The sequence below is a fragment of the Arthrobacter sp. Edens01 genome, assembly GCF_001307035.1.
GTDB lineage: Bacteria > Actinomycetota > Actinomycetes > Actinomycetales > Micrococcaceae > Arthrobacter_B.
The window spans coordinates 1,405,519-1,423,758 of the sequence record NZ_LKIU01000005.1 but is presented as its reverse complement, the minus strand read 5'-3'; the positions used below and the strand labels follow the sequence as shown (position 1 = coordinate 1,423,758).

Annotated in this window: 14 protein-coding genes; 8 read left to right on the top strand and 6 right to left on the bottom strand. The window is 64.5% G+C overall.

The features are described 5' to 3' along the window. Positions 1-29: 29 nt before the first annotated feature. A complete protein-coding gene (gene lpdA / locus AO716_RS12740) occupies positions 30-1,430 on the top strand; it encodes a dihydrolipoyl dehydrogenase (protein ID WP_055241281.1) in 1,401 nt (466 codons plus the stop codon). Here lpdA and AO716_RS12735 read toward each other — a convergent pair. After that, positions 1,427-2,197, bottom strand: coding sequence for a pyrimidine reductase family protein (locus AO716_RS12735; RefSeq protein WP_055241278.1), 771 nt, complete (start codon positions 2,195-2,197; stop codon positions 1,427-1,429). The two genes, lpdA and AO716_RS12735, sit on opposite strands and share 4 nt — an antisense overlap. Further along, the gene (folP, locus tag AO716_RS12730; RefSeq protein WP_055241277.1) at positions 2,194-3,147 is read right to left on the bottom strand and encodes a dihydropteroate synthase; all 954 of its coding nucleotides are present in this window, start codon (positions 3,145-3,147) and stop codon (positions 2,194-2,196) included. The genes AO716_RS12735 and folP overlap by 4 nt, the downstream gene beginning before the upstream one ends. Positions 3,148-3,219: 72 nt before the next feature. On the opposite strand from folP, the gene AO716_RS12725 reads away from it, so the two are divergent. The 3 genes from AO716_RS12725 to AO716_RS12715 all read left to right on the top strand — a co-directional run bounded on the left by AO716_RS12725 (position 3,220) and on the right by AO716_RS12715 (position 6,112). After that, positions 3,220-4,305, top strand: coding sequence for an ATP-dependent DNA ligase (locus AO716_RS12725; RefSeq protein ID WP_055241275.1), 1,086 nt, complete (start codon positions 3,220-3,222; stop codon positions 4,303-4,305). Between the two features lie 206 nt (positions 4,306-4,511). Then, the gene (locus tag AO716_RS12720; RefSeq protein ID WP_055241272.1) at positions 4,512-5,558 is read left to right on the top strand and encodes an SDR family NAD(P)-dependent oxidoreductase; all 1,047 of its coding nucleotides are present in this window, start codon (positions 4,512-4,514) and stop codon (positions 5,556-5,558) included. 107 nt (positions 5,559-5,665) lie between these two features. Next, the gene (locus tag AO716_RS12715) at positions 5,666-6,112 is read left to right on the top strand and encodes an acyl-CoA thioesterase (RefSeq protein WP_082413545.1); all 447 of its coding nucleotides are present in this window, start codon (positions 5,666-5,668) and stop codon (positions 6,110-6,112) included. Positions 6,113-6,125: 13 nt separating this feature from the next. On the opposite strand, the gene AO716_RS12710 is transcribed toward AO716_RS12715, so the two are convergent. Then, on the bottom strand, positions 6,126-8,369 hold the full coding sequence (locus AO716_RS12710) for a glycoside hydrolase family 3 C-terminal domain-containing protein (protein ID WP_055241269.1): 2,244 nt from the start codon (positions 8,367-8,369) through the stop codon (positions 6,126-6,128). A 246-nt stretch (positions 8,370-8,615) separates the two neighbouring features. On the opposite strand from AO716_RS12710, the gene AO716_RS12705 reads away from it, so the two are divergent. Continuing rightward, a complete protein-coding gene (locus AO716_RS12705) occupies positions 8,616-10,277 on the top strand; it encodes an ABC1 kinase family protein (RefSeq protein WP_055241267.1) in 1,662 nt (553 codons plus the stop codon). Between the two features lie 57 nt (positions 10,278-10,334). Here AO716_RS12705 and AO716_RS12700 read toward each other — a convergent pair whose 3' ends face one another. Then, positions 10,335-11,648, bottom strand: a complete 1,314-nt coding sequence (locus AO716_RS12700) for an MFS transporter (protein WP_055241265.1) — start codon at positions 11,646-11,648, stop codon at positions 10,335-10,337. Between the two features lie 180 nt (positions 11,649-11,828). Between AO716_RS12700 and AO716_RS12695 the strand changes: the two genes are divergently transcribed. The 3 genes from AO716_RS12695 (at position 11,829) to AO716_RS12685 (ending at position 15,456) form a co-directional block, all read left to right on the top strand. Further along, positions 11,829-12,701: a shikimate dehydrogenase gene (locus AO716_RS12695; protein WP_055241262.1), complete on the top strand. Its 873-nt coding sequence runs from the start codon at positions 11,829-11,831 to the stop codon at positions 12,699-12,701. Between the two features lie 24 nt (positions 12,702-12,725). Then, on the top strand, positions 12,726-14,558 hold the full coding sequence (locus AO716_RS12690; protein WP_055241260.1) for a bifunctional sugar phosphate isomerase/epimerase/4-hydroxyphenylpyruvate dioxygenase family protein: 1,833 nt from the start codon (positions 12,726-12,728) through the stop codon (positions 14,556-14,558). A gap of 124 nt (positions 14,559-14,682) precedes the next feature. Continuing rightward, positions 14,683-15,456, top strand: coding sequence for an IclR family transcriptional regulator domain-containing protein (locus AO716_RS12685; RefSeq protein WP_055241258.1), 774 nt, complete (start codon positions 14,683-14,685; stop codon positions 15,454-15,456). Between the two features lie 66 nt (positions 15,457-15,522). On the opposite strand, the gene glsA is transcribed toward AO716_RS12685, so the two are convergent. After that, entirely contained in the window at positions 15,523-16,476 is a 954-nt protein-coding gene (gene glsA / locus AO716_RS12680) for a glutaminase A (RefSeq protein WP_055241255.1), read from the bottom strand. After that, complete coding sequence (gene gadC / locus AO716_RS12675; protein WP_082413544.1) at positions 16,473-18,230, bottom strand: putative glutamine/gamma-aminobutyrate antiporter GadC; 1,758 nt, start codon at positions 18,228-18,230, stop codon at positions 16,473-16,475. The genes glsA and gadC overlap by 4 nt, the downstream gene beginning before the upstream one ends. Positions 18,231-18,240: the final 10 nt, after the last annotated feature.

Sequence of the window (18,240 nt, the reverse complement as noted above, 5' to 3'; positions counted from 1 at the left end):
CCCTTTATGTCCACCATTGAGGAGCCAGCATGAGTGCACATTACGACGTCGTTGTCCTCGGAGCCGGACCAGGCGGCTACGTGGCGGCCATCCGCGCCGCACAGCTTGGGCTTAGTGTTGCTGTCGTTGAAGAGAAATACTGGGGAGGGGTGTGCCTGAACGTTGGCTGCATCCCGTCCAAGGCGCTCCTTCGCAACGCAGAGCTCGCACAGATTTTCACCCGGCAGGCGGACACCTTTGGTATGCACGGCGAGGTGAGCTTCGATTACGGTGCTGCCTTCGACCGCAGCCGCCAGGTGGCGGACGGCAGGGTCAAGGGCGTGCACTTCCTCATGAAGAAGAACAAGATCACCGAGTACGACGGCCGGGGTGTCTTCAAGGACGCCCACACCATGGAAGTGACGCTTTCGGACGGGAAGACCGAGGAAATCACCTTCGAGAACGCCATCATCGCTACGGGCGCAACGGTCAAGCTGCTGCCGGGCGTGGAGCTCAGCGAGAACGTGGTGACGTACGAAACCCAGATCCTCAGCCGGGACCTTCCGCGCAAAATGGTGATTGTCGGGGCCGGCGCTATTGGCATGGAATTCGGCTACGTCCTGCGCAGCTACGGGGTGGACGTCACCATCATCGAGTTCATGGACCGCGCGCTGCCCAACGAAGACGCCGATGTGTCCAAGGAAATCACCAAGCAGTACAAGAAGCTCGGCATTCCAATCCACACCTCCGCGAAGGTTGAGAGCGTGGAGGACAACGGCAGCTCAGTCACGGTCAAATACACGGACAAGGGCGGCAAGGAGCAGAGCCTCGAAGCCGACCGCGTCATGATGTCAGTGGGCTTTGCTCCGCGGCTGGACGGCTACGGCCTGGAGAGCACCGGCGTTGAAGTCACGGACCGGGGAGCCATCGCAATCGACGACTACATGCGCACCAGCGTGCCGAACCTGTTCTCGATTGGTGATGTGACGGGCAAACTGCAGCTGGCGCACGTCGCGGAAGCGCAGGGGGTGGTAGCTGCGGAAACCATTGCGGGAGCCGAAACCATGCCCCTTGGGGATTACCGCATGATGCCGCGCGCCACCTTCTGCCAGCCGCAGATCGCCAGCTTTGGACTGACTGAAGCGCAGGCAAGGGACGAGGGGCACGACGTGGTGGTCAGCACCTTCCCGTTTACGGCCAACGGCAAGGCGCACGGACTGGGGGAGCCGGTTGGTTTCGTGAAGCTCATTGCCGACTCGGCGTACGGCGAACTTCTGGGCGGACACCTCATTGGCCCTGACGTCTCCGAACTGCTGCCGGAACTGACTCTGGCGCAGAAATGGGACCTCACGGCGGCCGAGCTTGCCAGGAACGTCCACACCCACCCGACGCTGAGCGAGGCACTGCAGGAAGCCTTCCACGGCCTGACCGGCCACATGATCAACTTCTAGCGGGGACGGGAGTTCCCTGCCGTGTAGCGAAGCAGGAGTGTGTCCTGCGAGCGAAGGACGTGGTGCAGCAGGAGTGGCTGCAGCGGCGCTTCCAGTGTGCCCGAGGTGATGCGGCCTGCCGTGCCCGGAGCGAAGGCCGGTGAGAGGGTAAGACACAGTTCATCCACAAGCCCCGCCGACTGGAACGTGGCGAACAGCTGAGGCCCGCCTTCGCACAGTACCCGCTTGTAGCCACGCTCCGCCAGGACCTGCGCAGCCAGCTCCGGTTCAACCGTCCGCGCGCCTGCCACGGCAACGTCTGCGACACGTTCAAGCGCCGCCCGGCGTGCGGACGAAGCTGCGGCTGCAGTGATGACCAGGGGTCGAACCGGAGCCGCCGTGAAGAAGTCCGAACGGGGATCCAGATCCAGCGAGCCGGATACAACGGCAACTCCGGGATGGGGCGGGTATCCCTGAGCCGTCCGCAGCGACTGCGTTTGGAGCGGCAGCAGTTCCCCGGCGTATCCCTCGGACCGCACGGTGCCGGCACCGACCAGGATTACGTCCGCAGTGCTGCGGAGCAGTGCGAAAACCCGGCGGTCGGCGTCGTCACCCAAGGCACCGGAACGTCCCTTCCAGCTCGCGGCTCCGTCTACGGAAGCCACAAAGTTGAAGCGGAACCGCGGGCGTTCATCCGGCTGTTCCGGGGGCCAGGCGTAGGCGTCCAGCAGCTGCCCGTCGCTGAGCTCCACATCCGAGCCTGCAGCGGTGATAGGCGCCGGACTCATGCCTGCGGCTCATTTCGCTCACCCATGTTGTGGCGCAGCAGCGCGGGTTCCCGCCAGCCCAGAATTGCCTCAGTCATCCGGATGGCGCGGGATGCTGCCCGGACGTTGTGCATCCGCAGGATCCTGCCGCCGTTGATGATGCTGGCCACCGCTGCTGCCAGGGATCCCTCCACGCGGCCGGACTTTGGTTCGTCCAGCGTCTCGCCGATGAAGTCCTTGTTGGAAACCGCGGCCAGCACCGGGTACCCAATTGCCGCAATCTCCGCGAGCCTGCGCGTCAGCTCGAGTGAGTGCAGGGTGTTCTTGTTCAGGTCGTGGCCCGGATCAACAATGATCTTTTCCGGCGGTACCCCGAGTTCCCGGGCATACTCGGCGCGGCTGTGCAGGAACTCGGCAACTTCATCCACCACGTCGCCGTACTGCGGCCGCGGGTACACGGTACGCGGAGCTGCCAGGCTGTGGGTAATGACCAGATGGACACCTGCATCCGCGGCAACCCTGGCCATGTCCGGGTCGTGCATCCCTGTGGTGTCGTTGATGACGGTTGCGCCGGCCACGATCGCCTTCTCGGCCACGGCCGGAAGGAAAGTGTCCGCGGAGATGATCACGTCAGACGCCTCACGAACCGCACGAATCACGGGCACAATCCGGGCAGCCTCTTCGCCCGCGTCCAGGGCCGGCCCGGGGGCGAAAGGAACGCCGCCAATATCAACCCAGTCCGCGCCGTCGGCCACTGCCCGCAAAGCCGCGTCACGGGCGGCCTCCAGACCATAGGTGCGCCCGGCATCGTAAAACGAATCCGGGGTCCGGTTAATGATCGCCATGAGGGCGACTTCCCGCCGAAAGTCCAGTGAACGGGTTCCAATCCGGTGAACCGGATACATCAGCGGAGGCTGATACGGACCGTACGGGGAAGCAATGCGCTGCCGGGCAGCGCTGTTCAGACTCATAAATGCATCCTACGGTGGTGACAGCCAGGCCCGATTCCGCCCGCCTCCCCTGAGCAAAGGACAAACACTCGAATGGAACTGCCGCTTACCCCTCCGGTTCAACCCATGCTCGCAAGTTCGGCCAAGGGCATCCCGGAGGGCAACTTCGCGTACGAACCCAAATGGGACGGCTTCCGGTCCATCGTGTTCCGCGACAGGAATGAAGTCGAGATCACCAGCCGTAACGGACGAAGCCTGAACCGGTACTTTCCCGAGCTGGTGGAAGCCTTTGGGCAAGGCCTCCCGGAGCGCTGCGTAGTGGATGGGGAGATCATCCTCATCAAGCCTGGGGGAAAGCGTCTGGACTTTGACCTGCTGCAGCAGCGGATCCATCCCGCAGAGAGCCGGGTGGAGATGCTGGCAGAACAGACTCCAGCGTCCTTCGTTGCCTTTGACCTGCTGGCGCTTGAGGACCGCGACCTCACCGGAACGCCTTTCGGCGAGCGCCGGACGGAGCTGGAGGCAGTAATGCGCACCGCCGGCGGACGCCTCCACCTGACCCGCCAGACCCTGGACAGCGCCACTGCCGGAAACTGGTTCGAGAGCTTCGAGGGGGCAGGCCTCGACGGCGTAATGGCCAAGGACCTGGACGGCGCCTATGAACCCGGAAAGCGTTCCATGACCAAAATCAAGCACCGGCGTACGGCGGACTGCGTGGTGGCGGGGTACCGCGTGCACAAGAGCGGGGATGACCGCATCGGGTCACTTCTGCTGGGCCTTTACGACGGCGACGGCGTCCTCGCGAATGTCGGCGTGATCGGCGCCTTCCCCATGGCCCGCCGCAGGGAACTGTTCGATGAACTGCAGCCCCTGGTTACCTGGGACACCTCCCATCCGTGGAGCGCCGGGGAAGGCGAATCAGCAACCAGGACCCCGCGCAGCTCCGAGGGAAGCCGCTGGACCGGATCCAAGGACCTTTCCTTCACGCCGCTGCGTCCTGAGCGGGTGGTCGAGGTGGCATACGACCATATGGAAGGTCCACGGTTCCGTCATCCGCCAAGCTTCCTGCGCTGGCGCGGGGACCGGGACCCGGAGACCTGCGGGTACGACCAGCTTGAGGAACCGGTGAGCTACGACCTGGCCGGTGTCCTCCAGAAGCCGGGGACAGCTGCTTCCTGACCACAGGGGCTTCTCGGCACGGGGCCGCCCTCCGTCCTGGTCCCCCCGGGGAACATACCGCGCAGGGCCTTCAAACGGACAGTTTCCTGTCTCCGGGAGAGCCATGCGTGGGATAGTTACTGAGTGGATTACTGCCCCCAGAGCAGCCGGTGCGCCGAGGACGCGGGCGGACGCCAGCGGCGAAACCGTTCGGGAACGGAAGCGAAATGAGTCCCAGCCAGCTGACCACCGAATCCCTGATCTCCGAGTGGCTGGAACATCCCAGCGGACGGGCCATCCTCATCGATGTCCTTGCCCGGCGCGGTCCGGACGTACGCGCGCTTTACGCAATTCAGACCCTGCCGTTGTCCTCGGTGATCACACTTTCCCGTGGAACAGTGACCGCGGAACAACTGGATCTGCTGGTCGAAGCGGCAAACCAGCGGATTTCCGATACTCCGCCCAACCCGGAGCTTGCGCATCTGTTTCCGTCAGCACCGCCTCCGTCTCCCACGGACTGGACGGAGAAAGTCATCCCGGGGCGTTTCAGCGGCAAGCGGTTCATAGTGACCGGTGCCGGGTCCGGAATAGGCCGGGCCACAGCGCTCCGGCTCGCCCGGGAAGATGCAGCGGTAGTCGCCGTCGAGCTCAATACCCTCCGCATGGAAGCACTCCTGGAGAACCCGGCGGCGCACAGCATCACTGGAGTGGTTGCAGACATCAGCCGCGAGGCAGACATCCAGCGGATCATTGCGGCCGCCGGCAGCCGCATTGACGGACTGACCGTCATAGCCGGGGTGGCTGATGACATGACCCCGCTGCACGAGGTCGATGACGATCTGTGGGAGCGGATCTTCCGCCTCAACGTCACGGCCCCGTTCCGCCTGACCCGCAAAGTGCTGCCGATAATGCTCTCCCGGGGCGCAGGATCAATAGTGAATTTGACCTCACAGGCAGGGCTGCGCGGCTCGGTTGCAGGAGCGGCGTACACGGCGGCAAAGCATGCGGTGATCGGGCTGACCCGGAGCGCGGCATACAGCTATTCGCCGCGGGGTGTGCGGGTGAACGCCGTCGCGCCCATGCCCACCCGCGCGATACTGGATTCAAACTACGGATTCCCGGGCGGACTGGGACCGTCGCCCGCGGCGTCCCTGATTCCGGCGGATCTTGAAGCTGCGTCGGTAGCGGCTCCGATAGCCTATTTGCTCAGTGACGACGCAGTGGCCGTGACCGGGACTGTGCTGCCCGCGGATGAAGGCTGGGGACTGGGATAGGAGCTGGTTACGCTGATCACACGGGCAGGCCGGATGTGACGCAGGCGTCCGTGGGGGCCCTCACAGCGGTCCCATACGGGTGATTGAGCGGGGATAACCTGAGTCTTATGGAATCAGGTGACATCAATTTTCATACCCGCAAGTGGGTCAGGCCGGAAGACCTGAATGCGAACGGAACACTCTTCGGCGGGTCCCTCCTCCGCTGGATCGATGAGGAAGCCACCATCTACGCCATCCTGCAGATGGGCAACGGCAGGGTCGTGACCAAACTGATGTCGGAGATCAACTTCGTCAGCTCGGCTCAGCAGGGCGACCTGATTGAGATGGGGCTGTGCGCCACGAAGTTTGGAAACACGTCGCTGACCATGCGGGCCGAGGTCCGGAACATGATTACGCGCTCCAGCATCCTCACGATCGAACGCATTGTCTTTGTGAACCTGGATGAGAACGGCCGCCCTGCCCCGCACGGGTACACAACGGTCACTTACGACCGCGACAGGCTGCCGACCCACCACCTTCCGGCTTTCCCGCCGCAGACCCAGCCCCAGCTCTAGGAACAGGCACCTTTCAGGTGCTGCCCTCCTGCTGCTCCGCCCGCTCTGCCAGCTTCCGGGCCAGGGCAGCCGCGTTCTCCGCGCTCAGCGGGGAACCGGGAAAACGGCCAAGCCGGTCAAGCGGGAGGCTTCCCATCAGTGTGAGCATCGAGGCGGCCACGCCCGGATCACCGGCGCCTGCGCCGAAGGCTTCGGCGAGCACGGCAGCTGCCAGCGGATGTTCCATCCACTCCGCCAGCGTGGAGGACGCCGTAGGCAGCGGCTTCGGTGCCGCGGCCGCAAGCGTGAATGCTGCTGTCAGCCGGATGTCCCGGGAAGAGGACCCTACACGGAGTTCGTACGTCCCGGGGTCCGTTGCCCATAGTCCCGTCAAAGGGTCGAACCGGTCCAGGCTGCCCGGTGCCAGCACCAGCTCAACAGTCCGTGTTTCCCCGGGCGCAAGGTTTACCCGCTTGAACGCACGCAGTTCCTGGACGGGGCGTGGCGCTCCTCCCGCCGGTGCTGCTACGTAGAGCTGAACCACCTCGGCGCCTTCCCTGGCCCCGGTATTCGCCAGCTGCAGGACAGCGCGCACTTCCTCTTCCCCGCCCCGGTTTGAGACTGTGGCCTCCAGGCCGGAATACCTGAACTCCGTGTAGCTCAGGCCGTGGCCGAACGGAAACGCCGGCTCCACCATCCTTGTGTCGTACCAGCGGTAGCCGACCAGCAGGCCTTCGCCGTAGCGGACCTGGCCGGCCTCACCGGGGAAGTTTCCATACGCCGGGGTATCCGCCAGGCGGCGGGGAAAGGTCTCGGCCAGCTTCCCTGACGGGTTCACGTCCCCGAGCAGCACGTCCGTTACTGCCTCTCCGCCGGCCTGGCCTGGCAGCCAGGTCTCCAGTACTGCCGCCGCTTTCGGCACCCAGTCAGTGGCCACGACGGAGCCGTTGGCGAGGACCACCGCCACATCCGGGCGAACCTCGGCTATGGCTTCGAGCAGGCGCAGCTGGGCCTGCGGAAGCTGAAGCGTGCTGCGGTCCAGCCCCTCGGTCTCGGCAGCGTCCGGCAGTCCCAGGAACACTGCTACCTGATCGGCCCCGCGGGCGGCGCGGACTGCTTCGGCAATCAGGTCCTCGTCCGGTGCGCCCGGCTCCAGAAGATAGCCGGCCGCAAACACGGCGCCGGGAATGCGTTCCGAAAGCGCGGTCCAGGCCGTGCTGAGCCGGGTTGGGTTTACCCGGGAAGAGCCGCTGCCCTGGTATCTGGGTGTCCGCGCCAGTTCACCGACAACAGCCAGCGTTGCAGCGGAGCTGAAGGGCAGCAGGGCGCCGTCGTTCTTCAACAGCACCATGGAACGGGCCGCGGCGTTCCGCGCCAGAGCGTCGTGGGCAGTTAGGTCCGGGGGAGCCGCAGGCTTGTCCGCAGTGCGGCGGCCCAGCTCGCGCAGCCGGGCCAGGGACGCATCGACGTCGTCCGGGGAGACCAGCCCGGCATCCAGGCCTGCCACCAGCTCGGCCGGACCTATACCGGAGGAAGAAGGCATTTCCAGGTCCAGGCCTGCCGCCAGCGCTGCAGCCCGGTCCGTGACGGCGCCCCAGTCAGAAACCACCACGCCGTCGAAGCCCCATTCCTGCCGCAGGACCTGCCTCAGGAGCCAGGGGTCCTGTGCAGCGTGGAACCCGTTGATTCGGTTATAGGCGGCCATGACCGTCCACGGTGCCGAGCGGCGCACCACAGTTTCGAACCCGCGGAGGTAGATTTCCCTGAGCGTCCGCTCATCCACGATGACGTCCACGGTCATCCGGTAAGACTCCTGGTTGTTTGCTGCGAAGTGCTTGGGGGACGCCGCGACCCCGCAGGACTGGACTCCGGTCACCCACGCTGCGCCCAGTGAGCCGGTGAGCAGGGGGTCTTCTGAGAAGTATTCGAAGTTCCGCCCGCAAAGCGGCGAACGCTTGATGTTCAGTCCCGGCCCCAGGAGCACATCGACGCCCAGCGCAGCCGCTTCAAGGCCCGCGGCACGGCCAAGTTCTTCAAGCAGTTCCGGATCCCAGGAGCTGGCAGTGGCGCATTCGGCCGGGAAGCACGTGGCGGGCCGGGACTCGCCAAGTCCGGGGCCGGTGTCGCCGGCGGCTGAGAGCCGCACTCCGTTTGGGCCGTCAGTCAGCACCAGGGACCGGATGCCTGCCCGTTCCGAGCCCGGCGTTTCCCACATGCCGGAGCCGCTCAGCAGCTCGGCTTTTTCAGCCTGGTCCAGGCCATTTATCTCCGAGGGCATGCGTGCTCCTGAGTGGTTGGCGTACCGCGTTTGGGTGGCTTGAGTGTAGGCGGCGGGTACTTCCAGGGGAAGCCGCCTGTACTGATGGCGCAGCCGGAAGGCGGTGGTGGCCTCCGGGGCCGGCGCGGTCCCTGTTGTCCGTCCGCCGGCGGGGCTATCGTTCCCTAGTACGGGCGGGGGCGGGTGTGCCCCGATTTCCCCGTCCGGGCTCAGCGCGGGAACAGCAGGTCCTACGGAGAGAAGGCAATGAAGACCAATTTTGACCGCTACCGGCAAATGGCGGAGATTCTCTACCGCAACGGCCTGGGCTATCTGGTCTCGGTGTCAGGGCTGGAATCCAGGCTCCCGTTCCGCCGGCGCGGCACCGATGGTACCGATTCCGGCCGCCTTGCCAGCCCCGCCTACCTGCGCCGGGCCCTGGAAGAGCTTGGTCCCACCTACGTAAAACTCGGTCAGCTGCTCTCCACCCGGCCGGATTTGCTCCCGCCGCCCTATATGGATGAGCTGGCGAAGCTGCAGGACAGGGCGACGCCGGCAGCCTGGGAGGACGTGCGCGCGGAACTGCAGCAGGAACTGGGGGCTGACCCGCTGGAGGTGTTCGCAGAGTTCAACACCACGCCCATTGCCAGCGCCTCGATCGGCCAGGCCTATGCCGCCACGCTCAAGGACGGCTCCGACGTCGTCGTGAAGGTCCGGCGGCCGGGAATCGTTCCCGAGGTGGAAACGGACCTCTCCATCCTGCAGTCACTGGCTGGCCATGCCAGCAGGCACTGGGAGGCCGCCCGGGACTATGACGTCAAGGGCTTTATGGATGAATTCGCCGATACCCTGCGCAAGGAAATGGACTACGTTCAGGAAGGCCACAACGCCGACCGCTTCGCCCTGAACTTCCAGGACGATCCGGACGTGGTGATTCCGCGGATCTACTGGGAACACAGCACGCACAAGGTACTGACAATGCAGCGGCTGTACGGCATGAAGGTCACTGACACACAGGCCCTCGAAGCGGCAGGACTCAACCGCAAGGAGCTGGCGGTTACGGCAGCGAACGCGGAAATGAAAATGGTGTTCGAAGACGGCTTTTTCCATGCCGACCCGCATCCGGGAAACATCTTCGTACAGCCGAACTCACAGATCGGTCTCATCGACTTCGGGATGGTCGGGGAGCTGGATGACAAGATGCGGGGGCAGCTCTCAGCCCTGTTTGTTGCTGTTATCCGCAAGGATCCCGAACGTATGGCCACCGCACTGATGAGGATGACGGTCTCGCGTTCGCGGCCGGACAGGATCAAGCTCAGGGTGGACCTTGCGGGGCTGATCCGGCTCTATTCAAACCGCACGCTCGGGGACGCGCCCGTGGGACGGATCATCTCAAGCGGACTGGCAATCATCCGGACCCACCACCTCCAGCTCCCCGGCGAGGTGGCACTGCTGCTGCGGATGCTCATCATGACGGAGGGCATGGGGGAGGTGCTGGATCCGGATTTCAGCATGGGCAAGACGCTGGCCCCTTATGCGCGGCGCATGACGATGCAGCAGCTGAACCCCGCGGCGTACGCCAAGCGCCTGGGCAAAGCCGGGGGAGAACTCCTGGAACTCGGCACAGAGCTGCCGGGCCAGCTGCAGCGGCTCATCAACACCCTCGATTTCGAAGGCATGGAGGTTCACCTGCGGGCCGGTGACCTCCTGCCGCTGGTGGAACGCATGGAACGCGTTGGAAACCGGATGGTTGCCGCGATCTTTGCAGCGGCGTTTATCCGCGGGGTGGGCGAGCTTACGCTGGGCGATCCTTCCCGCTGGCGCAGCTGGCAGGCACCGCTCATGGGCGCCGGCCTGGCGTCCACCGGAGCGCTGGGAGGATATTTGGCGTGGTCAGCCCGCAGGCAGCGACGGCTGGACGCAGGCTAGGAAACGCGGCTTAACCGAAGGCGGCCGGCCCGGTGGGCCGGCCGCCTTTTGCCGTGACTACTTCTTCAGGCCAAGTTCGGCCGTCGGGATCCGGAAGGACTCCTTCGCGGTCAGGGCCGAAATTGATGCAATACCCGCGACCGCTGCCGTGAACCAGCTGATGACCACCCAGCCGCCGGGCTCAAGGCCGCCCAGCGCTGCCACGATCGAGGGGGCGAATCCTGCCATCAGGAAGCCCAGCTGTGTACCGATGGCCAGCCCGGAGAAGCGGACCCGGGCGCTGAACATTTCGGCGTAGAAGGACGGCCAGACGGCGTTCGCTGCCGCGTACCCGCAGCCAAAGACCACCACGGAGAGGGCGAACTGCAGCAGCGAGTTCCCGGACTCCATGGACAGCAGGTAGAACGGCATTACTGCGGCACTTGAAAGTGCGCCGTAAATGAAGACCGGCTTCCGGCCGAAGCGGTCTGCAGCCATGCCGAAGAGCGGCTGCGTGAAGAGAGCTGCAATGTTGCCGGCCACGACCAGCCAAAGGGTGATGGCGGCGTCGACATTGCCCACCTCAGTGCCGTACTTGATGGCAAGCGTGCCGTAGACAGTGGAGACTGCCGCGATGAAGGCGCAGCAGATCACGCGCAGGACGTCGCGCCAGTGGTGCTTGAGCAGGTCCCCCACGGGCAGCTTGGCGATCTGGTTGTTCGCCTTCGCTTCCTGGAAGGTCGGCGTTTCGTGCAGCGTGCGGCGGATGAAGTACGTGACGATGACGACGACGGCGCTCAGCCAGAAGGGGATTCGCCAGCCAATGCCGTACTTGATGTCATCAGGCAGCGCCATGACGGGAATGAAGACCATGGCGGCGAGGATCTGTCCGCCCTGGGTGCCGGTGAGGGTCCAGGAAGTGAAGAAGGCCCGGCGTCCGTCGGGAGCATGCTCAAGGGTCATGGAGCTGGCACCGGCCTGCTCCCCGGCGGCCGAGAGGCCCTGGGCCAGACGGCAGAGCACCAGCAGGGTAGGAGCCCACCAGCCGATGGTGCTGAAGTCCGGCAGGCAGCCGATCAGGAAGGTGGAAGCACCCATCAGGACAAGGGTGAACATAAGGATCTTCTGGCGGCCCACGCGGTCACCGAAGTGTCCAAGGATCACAGCGCCCACCGGACGTGCAATGTAGGCAAAGCCGAATGTTGCCAGGGACATGATGCTTGCCTGGGCGTCTGCGTCCGGGAAGAACACGTGCGGGAAGATGAGCGATGCGGCGGTGCCGAAAATGAAGAAGTCGTAGTACTCGACCGCGCTGCCCATGAAGCTCGCCGCGGCGGCCTTCTTCGGGGTCTTGGCGGTGGCTTGGGCGGACTGCGTCGGTGCAGCGCTCATATAGGGCCTCCAGGGAAATGTGTGCGGAGTACGCACAGCAGTGCTTCATACGAACACCACAATGTAACCCGTGCCATATCGACATGCAACATAATTGTGCGCTATTCGCACAGTTGTGCATTTTATGAACAGGCCGGTACCGTGGGCCTAGCCCGCCACGGGTATCGAAGGGAGAACCACTTGAGCACCACCACCGAATCCTGGCTCGTCGGGCTGATTGGCGACGGGATTACGGCGTCACTTACCCCGCCGATGCACGAGCGTGAGGCGCTCGAAAATGGACTGCGGTACATGTACCGTCCGGTGGACCTTTCGGTAAACGGACGCAGCGGTACTGAGGTGGGGGACCTGCTGCGCTACGGCCGCGACCTGGGTTTCAACGCCTTCAATATCACCCACCCCTGCAAGCAGCTCGTTATGGAGCACCTGGATGAGGTCTCCGACGACGCAGCCCGGCTGGGCGCCGTCAACACAGTGCTGGTGACAGACTCCGGTTTTATCGGGCACAACACGGACCATTCAGGTTTTGGCCGGGCACTCTCGGCAGGACTTCCCGGTGCGGCGCTGGAGAAGGTCGTCCAGCTGGGAGCCGGCGGGGCCGGCGCTGCCGTCGCTTACGCGCTGCTCAAGGCAGGGGTAGGCACCCTTACCCTGGTGGACCTTGACCCCGGGCGTGTCCGGGAACGTGTCCAGGCACTCTCCGCACTCTTCCCGGATGCCTCCGTCACTGCCGGAACCGGTGCAGACCTGCCGGGGCTCCTTGCTGCCGCGGACGGGTTTGTGCAGGCAACGCCGGTCGGCATGCACTCCCACCCCGGAATGCCGGTTGAGGCAGGTCTGCTCCGGCCCGAAATGTGGGTGGCGGACGTGATCTACCGGCCGGTCCGCACCCAGCTCATCGACACTGCCGAAGCGCTCGGCTGCCGTGTACTGGACGGCGGCTACATGGCCGTGGGCCAGGCTGTGGATGCCTTTGAACTCATCACGGGCATCCGCCCGGATTCGGCCCGCATGCGGGCGCACTTCCTCGAAATGGTCAACAGCGGCCTCTGAGCCGGTTCTGAAGGGAACTCCACCATGCGCACGTCGATCGCCACCGTCTGTCTCTCGGGAACCCTGGAAGATAAGCTCCGCGCCTGTGCAGCGGCGGGTTTCGACGGCGTCGAAATCTTCGAACAGGACCTGGTGGTCTCGCCCTCCACACCGGAACAGATCCGGGCGCTTGCGGCACGTCTCGGACTCACCCTGGACCTGTACCAGCCGTTCCGCGATTTTGAGGGCGTCACTGAGGAACTCCTGGAAGACAATCTCCGCCGGGCCGAAGCCAAGTTCAAGCTCATGCGGCGGCTCGGAATCGACACCATGCTCGTGTGCAGCAACGTGGCCACAGCCACGGTCGACGACGACGAGGTAGCTGCCTCCCAGCTGCGCCGCATGGGTGAAGCTGCTGCCCGGTATGGAATACGGCTGGCCTATGAAGCCCTTGCCTGGGGACGCTATGTAAGCGACTTCGAGCACGCCTGGCGCATCGTCGAGCTGGCCGACCACCCCAACGTTGGTACCTGCCTGGACAGCTTCCATATTCTCTCCCGCCGGTGGGATCCCGCGGCCATCGAGCAGATCCCCGCGGAGAAGATCTTCTTCGTCCAGCTGGCGGACGCTCCGGAACTGTCAATGGACGTCCTCTCCTGGAGCCGCCACTACCGGGTCTTCCCGGGCGAAGGTGCCTTCGACCTGGTGGACTTTATGGGCCATCTGGTCCGCAGCGGCTATAACGGGCCGGTGTCCCTGGAGATCTTCAATGACGTTTTCAGGCAGGCAGCGGAGGAACGCACCGCCGTCGATGCCATGCGGTCCCTCATACGGCTGGCCGAGCAGACTTCCATCCATCTGCGCGATACCGGGACCGGGAAAGCCACAATGGAGCTGGCCACCCTGCCCGGCGTGGGCGAGCCGCTGGGATTCAATTTTGCCGAAGTGAAGGCCGGGCAGCCGGAACTCATCCGCACGCTGCTCTACCAGCTTGGTTTTACCAGCCAGGGCACCCACCGCAGCAAGGCTGTTGAACTGTGGACCCAGAACGGTGCCCGGGTCATCATCAACAACCAGAATGCCCAGGGCATGGAACCCGGCATCTCCGCCATTGGCCTGGACGTTCCGGATGCTGTCGCAGCCGCGTCACGGGCGCTCCAGCTCAAAGCCACGGCCGTGCCCCGCCGCAGCCAGGCCAATGAAGAGGTTTTGCAGGCAGTAGCCGCCCCCGACGGCACGGAGATCTTCCTCTGCGAAGCCGAGCCTTCTGGTCCCGGCTGGATCCGGGAGTTCGGCGCAGGCACCCCTGAACCGGCACCGGGCTCCATCACGGCCCTGGACCACGTGAACCTCTCCCAGCCCTGGCAGCACTTCGATGAAGCCGTGCTGTTCTACGAATCGACGTTGGGCCTGACACCGCGGCCCAGCGTCGAAGTCCCCAGCCCGATGGGCCTGGTCCGCAGCCAGGTCATGCGAAGCAGCGACGGCGCCGTGCGCATGGCACTGAACATCGCGCCGATGGTCTTCAACAGCGAGGGCAACGGCTCCGGCTACCCCCAGCATGTGGCGTTCGCCTGCAGCGACCTGGTCCAGGTGGCCCGGAACGCGGCCGCCCGCGGCCTGGAGTTCCTGCCCGTTCCCGGCAACTACTATGAGGACCTTGACGCACGGTTCGGGCTGGAACCGGCCTTCCTCGCCACACTGTCTGAACTGAACCTGCTCTATGACCGGGATGCCGACGGCGAGTTCCTGCACTTCTACACCTCAACGGTGGGGAACGTGTTCTTCGAGGTAGTTGAGCGCCGTCCATCGTACGAAGGCTACGGGGCGCCGAACGCGCCGGTGCGGCTCGCCGCCCAGTACCTCGCAGACGCCTAAACCCGGTCCTGACCTGTTCGTTTAGCCCCACCGGTCCCGGGCACGCGTAGCACTCTGGGCTAGGATCACTTCCAGAGCGTTCGGGCCGGGCCCGGCAGGAGTGCAGCAGCAGGGGGAGACCGGGATGGACGGCACACACGGGAACTGGTACGTGAAATCCGTGGAGAAGACGTTTACCGTGCTGGGGGCCTTTACGGAGGAGCAGCCGCTGCAGAGCGTCAGCGAGGTCGCCGCAAAAGCAGACCTGAGCCGCGCTGCGGCCCGGCGGTTCCTGCTAACCCTCACTGAACTTGGTTATCTCTCAACGGACGGAACACGCTTTTCCCTGGCGCCAAGGGTCTTGACCATCGGCTCTGCGTTCCTGTCCAACCTGACACTGCCTGCTCTGGCAGAGCCACACCTGAAGCCGCTGTCCGCAGACCTGCAGGAAACAGCTTCCCTGTGCATCCTGGATGACGTCCACGTGGTGTACGTAGCCCGGATCACCTCGCCTCGGCTGGTTAGTGTGGCAGTGCACGTTGGCACGAGGTTTCCTGCCTGGGCTACTTCCATGGGCCGGGTGCTGTTGGGTGCCCTTGACGACGCCGATCTCCAGGACCGCCTGGAGCGTTCGGACATCCGGCGCCTGACCCCAGCCACCATCCCCTCGCACAGCGCTTTGCTGGAGGAAATCACGGGTGTGCGGGAGCGCGGCTGGTCGGTGGTCCGCGAAGAGTACGAGGAAGGGCTCAGCGGTGTCGCGGTTCCGGTGCACCGGGCAGGCCGGGTTGTTGCCGCCGCCAACGTCTCCCTGCACCAGTCCTACAGCCAGGCAGCACTGGAAGGTGTGCTCCTGCCCCGCCTCAGGCAGGCCGCAGCGGACATCAGTGCCGATTACAGCATCCGTCTTACCGGCTAGGACAGGGAACTGCGGCGGGGACCCGTTCGCCTGTCCCCGCCGCAGTCCGTCTTGTTGTCCCCGGAGCTACGTTGCGTAGTCGGAGGCGTTATACAGGTTGAGGCTCAGTGCCGAGGCGATCTGAGCCACTGCCTTGCGTGCACGGACGCTGTTGCCGGCAGGGTCCAGCGGCGGCGAAAAAGCCGCAATGGCCAGCACCCCCGGCATGACGGCCAGGACACCCCCGCCCACGCCGGACTTCCCCGGGAGTCCGACACGGTAGGCCCAGTCTCCGGAGGCCGTGTAGAGCCCCTCCATGGTCATCTCCGCCAGCATGGGCGGAACAATGTCCGTGTGGGTGATCGCAGCCTTCTTCGTGAGCGGGTTGGTTCCCCGGGCCGCGATGGTTGCACCCATGGTGGCCAGGTCCACCGCGGTAACAAGGGTGGAACACTGGCGCGTGTAAACGTCACAGGCCTCCATCGGATCCGAGTACATCGTTCCGCCTGAATACAGCAGCCAGGCAATGGCCCGGTTATGGAAATTGGTGGACTGCTCCGAATCATTCACTGCGTCGCTGAGTTTGATCTCCCGTCCGGCGAAGGCTGACTGCGTCTCGAGGATCTTTTGCCAGCGCTGCTCGGGACCATCCGCCGGGATGAGTGAAACGGTGGACATGGCCCCGGCGTTGACCAGCGGTGAGAGAGGCTTGTCGTCGTGCAGTGCAACCGCTATCACTGAGTTGAACGGCTCGCCCGTGGGGTCCGCGCCAACCTTTTCGTGGAACTGCGGCAACCCCACCTCGTCCATGGCCCGGGCCATGGAGAACACCTTGGAGATCGATTCGAGGGCGAACTCGAAGTTCGAGTCGCCGGTTTCGAACACCTCGCCGTCGGCTGTCACCACACTGATGCCGTAGAGCGCCGGGTCCACCGAGGCCAGATAGGGGATGTAGCTGGCGTTCTGGCCGCCCTGGTCCGACCTAAAGTCGCTGTGGGCAGTTCGTACGGCCGCCTGGATGGCTGACTTGTCAATTTTCATACCGCTGTACTCCCGCCTGCTGCCGGCCCGGTGTGCGGCCGGTGTACCCGCGTCCGTCCGCTCTGTCCTGAACCCCTGGAACCGGCGCCGGTTGGCGAAGACTTCCCGGAGTGTTTGCCGGTGGTGCCGGAGGGTGTCCCGGCGGTGGTGCCGCCGGCAGCTCCGGTTTCCGCGGTGCTGTCGAATGTCTCCTCCCATTTCGCGGACAGCTCCGCCGTGGGTGCCGAGGATTCATTGACCGTCCCCGGGTGCTTGTGTTCCAGCTGCCAGGTGAAGGGCACGAATTCGGCCTGCGGATCCTTCCAGTGCGGCTTCCGGAACGCGTAAATCACCATGGGCAGGATGATGAGCAGCACCGCGCCGCCCACCAGGATTCCCACATAGGTTTCCGGGGACCCCACGGAAATCTGGTCCGGCGGGATGAAGCTGAAGACAAAGGCCATCAGCGAGCCCAGGAATCCGACGCCGCCGAAGATCCACATGCCCAGGTCACCGCCGGGCACCCGGTACGGCCTGGGCCGGTTCGGCTGGCTGTAGCGCAGGTAGATCGCCGCGGCGAACATCAGCAGGTACATCACCAGGTAAAGGATGACGGTGAGCTGGCTCAGGATCTGGTAGGCCGCCTGAACCGAGGGCAGGACCACGTAGACAACGCCGAGGGCCGTCACCATAAACGCCTGGAAGAGCAGGATGTGCGTTCCCATGCCGTGCTTGTTGGTGTGCTGCCAGAAACGTGGGAGGTACCCTGCCCTGCCCACTGCCAGCAGGCCGCTGGAGGGACCGGCAACCCAGGTAACCACCCCGGCGAGCACACCGATCAGCAGCATTCCCGCAACGATCGGGGAGGCCCAGCCAATGCCGGCCCAGTCGAACATGTCGTTATAGGAGGTCAGCAGGCTCTGGGTCAGGTTGATGTCCGCCTGCGGCACCACAAAGGCAATGGCGAGCGTTCCCAGGACGAAAATGATGACTGTTCCTGCAGCGGCAATAAGCACTGCCAGCGGATAATTCCGGGTCGGGTTCTTTACGTCCTTGACGTGGATGGCGTTCATTTCCATGCCGGCATAGAAGAGGAAGATACTGGCTGCCAGGACAACGTTGGAGAAGTTGGAGAAGTCCGGTATGACCTCCCCCCATCCCATCTGGATCTGAGGGGTGTTGCCGGCAAAGTAGTAGGAGAATCCAAGAACCACCAGGATCGCTGCGGGAATCAGGGTGCCGACAATCCCGCCCCACTGCGCAACTTTGGAGAATGCCGCCGCACCCCGGAAGGCAATGAACGTGGCCAGCCAGTACACCACCAGCACGACGGCGAGGACGAAGGCCTTATTCCCCGACAGCTGCGCATCGATGTTCTGGTCCGTGCCCGTGTATGCCAGGGACACTGCGCCGAAGGTGAGCACGGTGGGGAACCAGATGGTCACCTCGATGAAGAGCATGAACATCGCCAGGAAAGCCCATCGAGGACCGAAGGCCTCCCCGACCCAGCGGAAGACGCCGCCGGTTTCCGGCCACCCGGTTGCAAGTTCGGCTGCCACAATGGACACCGGGATCAGGAAAACCAGGGCAGCGAAAACGTAGTAGAAAATCGAGCTGAGGCCATACTCTGCCTCAGCCGGCAGGCCACGCAGACTGACCACGGCCACAATGTTCATTACCGCGAGCGCGCCAACGGTAATGGTGGCGTTCTGCTTTGCCCGGCTCTTCCGGCCCGCCGGGCCAGTCGATGCAGCCGATGCAGTGGAATCGCTCATCCCGCTCACC

Bases quoted from the DNA above. Each gene is read 5' to 3' on its own strand.
- lpdA (WP_055241281.1), top strand. From the start codon at position 30: ATGAGTGCACATTACGACGTCGTTGTCCTCGGAGCCGGACCAGGCGGC.
- AO716_RS12735 (WP_055241278.1), bottom strand. From the start codon at position 2,197: ATGAGTCCGGCGCCTATCACCGCTGCAGGCTCGGATGTGGAGCTCAGC.
- folP (WP_055241277.1), bottom strand. From the start codon at position 3,147: ATGAGTCTGAACAGCGCTGCCCGGCAGCGCATTGCTTCCCCGTACGGT.
- AO716_RS12725 (WP_055241275.1), top strand. From the start codon at position 3,220: ATGGAACTGCCGCTTACCCCTCCGGTTCAACCCATGCTCGCAAGTTCG.
- AO716_RS12720 (WP_055241272.1), top strand. From the start codon at position 4,512: ATGAGTCCCAGCCAGCTGACCACCGAATCCCTGATCTCCGAGTGGCTG.
- AO716_RS12715 (WP_082413545.1), top strand. From the start codon at position 5,666: ATGGAATCAGGTGACATCAATTTTCATACCCGCAAGTGGGTCAGGCCG.
- AO716_RS12710 (WP_055241269.1), bottom strand. From the start codon at position 8,369: ATGCCCTCGGAGATAAATGGCCTGGACCAGGCTGAAAAAGCCGAGCTG.
- AO716_RS12705 (WP_055241267.1), top strand. From the start codon at position 8,616: ATGAAGACCAATTTTGACCGCTACCGGCAAATGGCGGAGATTCTCTAC.
- AO716_RS12700 (WP_055241265.1), bottom strand. From the start codon at position 11,648: ATGAGCGCTGCACCGACGCAGTCCGCCCAAGCCACCGCCAAGACCCCG.
- AO716_RS12690 (WP_055241260.1), top strand. From the start codon at position 12,726: ATGCGCACGTCGATCGCCACCGTCTGTCTCTCGGGAACCCTGGAAGAT.
- AO716_RS12685 (WP_055241258.1), top strand. From the start codon at position 14,683: ATGGACGGCACACACGGGAACTGGTACGTGAAATCCGTGGAGAAGACG.
- glsA (WP_055241255.1), bottom strand. From the start codon at position 16,476: ATGAAAATTGACAAGTCAGCCATCCAGGCGGCCGTACGAACTGCCCAC.
- gadC (WP_082413544.1), bottom strand. From the start codon at position 18,230: ATGAGCGATTCCACTGCATCGGCTGCATCGACTGGCCCGGCGGGCCGG.